Below are 5524 nucleotides of genomic sequence, written 5' to 3'. Positions count from 1 at the left end.
GGCGGGGCTGTGGCTGGCAGGGCGTCTGGCCGGGCCGCTGGGAACGGGCGGCCTGATGGTATCCGGCACGGCCGATCTGGCCTTCATGGTCGCGCTGGTGATCGCCCTGGCCCGACCGATCATGGCGGCCGACCAGCTCCGGCAGCAGAGCGGCGTCCTGCACCCCCGCACTGGCCGAGCCTGGTCTTTGCGGTGGTCACCCTCGCCGCCCTGGTGCGGGTAGCCACGCCCCTGCTGGCCCCGGCCTTCGTCCCGACGGCCATGGCCACTGCCCAGACGCTCTGGCTCCTCGCCTTCGGTGGGCTGCTGGCCGGCCTGGGCCCGATGCTGTTGCGCCCGCGGGTGGACGGGGCGCCCGGGTAGCGAATTATTGAAGATGTGAGATTTGACCCCTGTTGTCGGTTCGCAATCCACCCGAACGGGGCGCCGTCCCTCCCTGTCGGGGGGTGGGGTGTCAAAAGGCGTTCACATGATTACGCGATGATGACGGTGGACCCTGCTCGCCGTCGGAGAACGCATGCTGCCCGCCCCCTGGCTCTATCTCGCCCTCGCCGTCCTGACCCTGGTGGTCCTGCGCCGAGCCCAGGTGCGCCTGCGCCTGTCCCGGGCCAAGCACCCCTCCCTGCGGGGGCACAGCAAGATGTCCCGGCGCGTGGCCCGGCGGGTGCCCTTCTACGAGTTCCGGGAGGAGGCGGCCTTCGGCCGCGACGGGGCACCGGAGGCCATCGTCGCCCGGCGGCGGGCGGGCTTCGAACGGCTGGCGCGGCTCTTCCGGGAGCGCGCGCCCCGGAGCCTGGAGACCACCGAGGCACTGGAGCCGGCCATCGCCGACCTGGCGTTCATCAACGCCTACCGGGTGCCCTTCCCCTTCCGGAACCTGGTGCGCGAGCACCTCCCGCTGGGCAACATCGCCACCGAGAGCCGTGGCACGCAGATCCGGGATGCCGACGGCAACTGGGCCTACGACCTCTCCGGCTCCTACGGGGTCAACGTCTTCGGCTACGACTTCTACAAGCAGTGCCTGGCCACGAGCTTCGAGCAGGCCCAGCCCCTGGGCCCGGTCCTCGGCCCCTACCACCCCGTCATCACCGACAACGTGGAGCGACTGCGCGAGATCGCCGGGCTGGAGGCGGTCTCCTTTCACATGTCCGGCACCGAGGCGGTGATGCAGGCGGTGCGCCTGGCGCGCTACCACACCGGCCGCTCCCACCTGGTGCGCTTCTGCGGCTCCTACCACGGCTGGTGGGACGGGGTGCAGCCGGGGGTGGGCAGCCAGCGCGTGGTGGACGACGTCTACACCCTCAAGGACATGGACGACGACACCCTGAAGGTCCTGCGCACCCGCAGGGACATCGCCTGCGTCCTGGTGAGCCCGCTGCAGGCCCTCCACCCCAACGGCGGCGCGCCGGGGGACGCCACCCTCATGGCCGGCGACCGCGCCTGCGCCTACGACCGCACCGCCTACACCGAATGGCTGCACCAGGTGCGCGCCGTCTGCACCGAGCGCGGGATCCCGCTCATCTTCGACGAGATCTTCTCCGGCTTCCGGCTGGCCCGGGGCGGCGCCCAGGAGTACTTCGGCGTGCGCGCCGACCTGGTGACCTACGGCAAGACCCTGGGCGGCGGGCTCCCGGTGGGCGTCCTCTGCGGCAGCGCCGCCCTGATGAAGCGCTACCGCGACCACCGGCCCACCGATATCTGCTTCGCCCGCGGGACCTTCAACGCCCACCCCTACGTGATGACCGCCATGAACGCCTTCCTGCGGCGGCTGGAGGAGCCGGGGATCGACGCGCTCTACGACGACCTGGAAGGGACCTGGGACCGTCGGGCGGCCGCCCTCAACCGCGACCTGGCCGAGCGGGAGCTGCCGCTTCGCATCGAGAACATGGTCTCGGTCTGGAGCGTCCTCTACACCCGGCCCGGCCGCTACCACTGGATGTTCCAGTACTACCTCCGGGCGGAGGGCCTGCACCTGGGCTGGACCGGCACCGGGCGCCTCATCTGGAGCCACGACTTCCCGGAGGCCGACTTTGAGGAGGTACGCACCCGCTTCCTGGCGGCGGCGGAGGCCATGCGCGGCGACGGCTGGTGGTCGACGCCGGAGGGCCTGACCAACAAGGCCATCAAGCGCCAGGTCCTGCGGGAGATGGTCGCGGCGGGGCTGGGACGCCGGATGCCCGACGCCCCGCGCATGGACTCCGGGGCCTGACATCCGCCGGAAGGCGACGCGGCCATCATACCTCCAGACGGGCTTCCCGGTGTGCGAGACTGATTCGTCCGCACCGTGACAACCCCCGCAAGGAGGCATAAAATTTATGGGCCAAGGACGAGGCTCGCCGGAACAGCTCCGCAAGCAGATCCAGGAAGCAGCAGCACACTCCGAACGCGTCAGGTTGACCCGTCACGCCCGCGAGCGAATGGAGGAACGCGAGATCATGATGCGAGAGGTCCTCGATGTACTGCGTCGAGGGACCTTCGCGGAGCCTCCGGCCCCCTCCCTCAAGGCTCCCGGCCATCTCGAAGCCAGGATGGAGGGTTCGGGGCAAGTGCAGGTTGTGATCGGATTTGCGCCGGATGGCGACCCCATCGTCCTGAATGTCATCACCGCAATGCGGGGGTAACCATGTACCACTACAGGGAATGCGGTCTGCCGTACATCTATCTCGCTAACGGCTATGAGCTCGAAGAGGGCCCCTTCGGGGAGACCGTGAGCATTGCGGACGTGGACAATCTCCATCGCACCATCGCCCGCTGGGTCGTCGAGAACGTGCCCGCCCTGAGCGGCCGCGAGCTGCGGTTCCTGCGCCTGGAGATGGGCCTGACCCAGGGCCGCCTGGCCGACCTGCTCGGAGTGACCGAACAGACCGTGAGCCTCGCCGAACGAAACCCCGAGAAGGCGCTACCGAGCTACACGGACCGGCTTCTCCGCATCGAGGCCGAGGCCTGGCTGGATGCCACGCAGCCGGTCTCCGACACCCTTCGGCGCGTTCACGATGCGCCACGGCATGCACAGACCGCCCAGCAGCCCTTTACCCACGCCGGCGACGAGTGGGCGGCCGCCTGACCTTGCGCTGACTCTCGCCGGGATGCGAGTTGCCTACGCTCGCCCCTGCTCGGTCGCGTGCTCATCCATCTCCGCCCGGGCGGCCACCTCCGGCATGGGGTCCAGGAGCTGGCCCCTGAGGAGGTAGAAGGGCGACTTGTAGTACATCTTCAGGTCGTGGAAGGGGTCGGTGAGGATCTTCAGGAACCAGACCAGGCCGGTGGTGATGTCGTAGAGGAAGAACAGGTGCACGGTGCGAAAGAGCAGCGCGCCGACGCCGAGGCCAATCCAGAGCAGGGAGAGGTTGTAGAGGAAGCCCGAGCCGTTGGTGTGCGGCTGGAACAGGCCGAAGAGGTCGGGCTGCACCATCAGGGCCACCGGCGAGAGCCCCCACAGGGCGAGCAGGACCACCTTGCGCCGGAGGTTGTAGCCGACCTTGATGCGCTCCTTGTGCTCGTGGGTCGCCTGGTTCACGCCGTCGTAGTCCTTGGGCTCGAAGACGAAGTGGCCCACCTGGCGCGGCACCATGGCGACGAACCAGCCCACCAGGGCGGAGACCACCGGGTTGATGAGCAGGAAAGCGTAGCTCACCAGGAAGCTCAGGGCGCTGAGCAGGTGCAGCGACTGGTTCACCCGGCTCTGGTGGTAGTACCGGTGGTCGTCCCACCGCTGTTCCCGGAGTTCATGCAGTACCTTCATGGGTCTTCTCCCCTGGTGGGTCTTGCTGTGGTCGGGTTTGCGACTACGGTATTGCCATTCGGTTACCGTTTTTTTAACAGCGGGCTACCCGCCGGTTACGGGGCCCGCTCCAGCAGCGGCTGGCCCATGCGCAGGGTCGCCCCCTCCTCCACCCCGGCGCTGAACGCCCAGCCCCGCTCACCCAGGACGATGATGGTGGAGCCCTGCTGGAAGTAGCCCAGCTCCTCGCCGCGCTGGTAGGTCGCGTTGCAGGGCTGGTGACGCGGCCCGCGGTAGCGCAGGTCCAGGGCCTCCGGCAGGCAGTGGAGGCGCAGGCTGGCGACCAGGATGGCGGCCACCGGGACCAGGGCGATCTTCGGCTGGTGGTCGGCCGGCTCCAGCTCCAGGACGGCACGCTCGTTCTGGCAGAAGAGGCGGTCGATCCGCCGCAGGGCCACCGGATTCACGTTCCAGGTGTCGCCGGGGATGTAGGTCACGCCCTCCAGCCGGCAGTCCGCCGGGGCGTGGAAGCGGTGGTACATGCTCGCGCGCAGCCGCAGGGTGACGAAGATCCCGTCCCGGTAGCGCTCGGCCATCTCCGAGTCTTCCAGCAGCTCCTCCAGGGAGTAGGGATAGCCCTTGGCCTGGAAGACCTCGGTACCATTGACCGGTCCGTGGGCGCCCACTTCGCCGTCGCAGGGGCTGATGAGCCGGTCGGGATCGGGATCCAGCGGGCGGGCGCCGGGGCGCAGCTCGCGGGTGAAGCAGTCCTGCATGCTCTCGAAGTGCTGCTTGCGCGCCTCGTGCAGGGCCAGGTCCCCGGCGAAGAGCTGCCAGATGGCGATGGACGGGCGGCGGACCCACGGGTGGCGAATGCGGCTGAACCAGCCCATGAAGAGCGTGGCCCAGCGGCGCGGGATCCGGTTGGTCAGCAGGAAGTTCAGGCGTTCCAGCCGCGTGAGGCGGCTGACCAGCGTTCTGGGGGTCAAGCTCGTACCCGGTCGGCGAGAGATTCGGGGGAGCGTACGCCGGTTATGTTTCCGCTGGATGGCAGGAGACGGAGCGCTGAAACGGTTTCGAAACCGTTCGTCCCCGATAGTGGGCGCCATCGCTCCCCGAGGCGGGGGCGGTCATCCATTCACGCCACCAGGGGGAAGGCCTGCCACCATGATCGTCTGGGCATTCATCATCGCCGCCGTCCTGCTCAGCCTCGAGCGGCTTACCTACTACTACATCTCCCACTACCCGGAGCGCTGGTCCACCGTCTGCGAACGCTCGGCCCTCAGGGTGCTGGGTCGGCCCGTCCAGGTCCTCCACCGGCTCTTCTACCTCTTCAAGGTGGTGCAGATGGCGGTCTTCCTGGGCTGGTGCGCCCTGTTCAGCGGCGACCTGCTGCCCCTGCCCACCGCCGACGCCGTCAGCGGGACGGTGGGCGGCCTGCTGCTCCTCGCCGGCCTGGTCCTCAACCTCACCGTCTTCCGGCAGCTGGGCACCACCGGGGTCTTCTACGGCGCCCAGCTGGGCCACCAGGTCCGCTGGATCGAGGGCTTCCCCTTCTCCCTGCTCAGGCACCCGCAGTACGTGGGCACCCTGCTCTCCATCTGGGGCTTCTTCCTCATCATGCGCTTCCCCCACGACGACTGGATCGTCCTGCCGCTGCTGGAGACCGTCTACTACGCCATCGGGGCGCGACACGAGGTCTGAGGGCGGCCGGGTATGGCAGAATGGGGGGACATCCAACGGAGGTCCCCCATGCAGCTTGGTGCCCACGTCTCCGCCGCCGGCGGCATCGAGAACGCCCCG

Annotated in this window: 8 protein-coding genes; 6 read left to right on the top strand and 2 right to left on the bottom strand. The window is 68.8% G+C overall.

What is annotated here, in order from left to right:
* The first annotated feature begins 55 nt into the window (after nt 1-55).
* The 5 genes from ACLFRB_RS11345 to ACLFRB_RS11325 all read left to right on the top strand — a co-directional run bounded on the left by ACLFRB_RS11345 (nt 56) and on the right by ACLFRB_RS11325 (nt 3064).
* Complete coding sequence (locus ACLFRB_RS11345; RefSeq protein ID WP_411069123.1) at nt 56-223, top strand: hypothetical protein; 168 nt, start codon at nt 56-58, stop codon at nt 221-223.
* Nucleotides 193-363 carry an NnrS family protein gene (locus tag ACLFRB_RS11340; RefSeq protein WP_411069122.1) on the top strand — a complete coding sequence of 57 codons (171 nt, stop codon included), beginning with the start codon at nt 193-195 and terminating at the stop codon, nt 361-363. Before ACLFRB_RS11345 ends, ACLFRB_RS11340 begins: the two co-directional genes overlap by 31 nt.
* A 154-nt stretch (nt 364-517) precedes the next feature.
* A complete protein-coding gene (locus ACLFRB_RS11335) occupies nt 518-2209 on the top strand; it encodes an aminotransferase class III-fold pyridoxal phosphate-dependent enzyme (protein WP_411069121.1) in 1692 nt (563 codons plus the stop codon).
* Between the two features lie 106 nt (nt 2210-2315).
* The gene (locus tag ACLFRB_RS11330; protein ID WP_411069120.1) at nt 2316-2621 is read left to right on the top strand and encodes a DUF4258 domain-containing protein; all 306 of its coding nucleotides are present in this window, start codon (nt 2316-2318) and stop codon (nt 2619-2621) included.
* A gap of 2 nt (nt 2622-2623) precedes the next feature.
* The gene (locus tag ACLFRB_RS11325; protein WP_411069119.1) at nt 2624-3064 is read left to right on the top strand and encodes a helix-turn-helix transcriptional regulator; all 441 of its coding nucleotides are present in this window, start codon (nt 2624-2626) and stop codon (nt 3062-3064) included.
* 33 nt (nt 3065-3097) lie between these two features.
* Here ACLFRB_RS11325 and ACLFRB_RS11320 read toward each other — a convergent pair whose 3' ends face one another.
* Nucleotides 3098-3742, bottom strand: coding sequence for a hypothetical protein (locus tag ACLFRB_RS11320; protein WP_411069118.1), 645 nt, complete (start codon nt 3740-3742; stop codon nt 3098-3100).
* 95 nt (nt 3743-3837) lie between these two features.
* Entirely contained in the window at nt 3838-4710 is an 873-nt protein-coding gene (gene asd, locus ACLFRB_RS11315) for an archaetidylserine decarboxylase (RefSeq protein ID WP_411069117.1), read from the bottom strand.
* A 178-nt stretch (nt 4711-4888) separates the two neighbouring features.
* Here asd and ACLFRB_RS11310 point away from each other — a divergent pair, with 178 nt between their 5' ends.
* Complete coding sequence (locus ACLFRB_RS11310; protein ID WP_411069116.1) at nt 4889-5425, top strand: methyltransferase; 537 nt, start codon at nt 4889-4891, stop codon at nt 5423-5425.
* The last annotated feature ends 99 nt before the right edge of the window (nt 5426-5524 follow it).

Source organism: Thiohalorhabdus sp., from assembly GCF_046545655.1.
Classification (GTDB): domain Bacteria; phylum Pseudomonadota; class Gammaproteobacteria; order Thiohalorhabdales; family Thiohalorhabdaceae; genus Thiohalorhabdus.
Note: the sequence above shows the minus strand (reverse complement) of the source record. Positions and strands in the feature narration are given on the sequence as shown.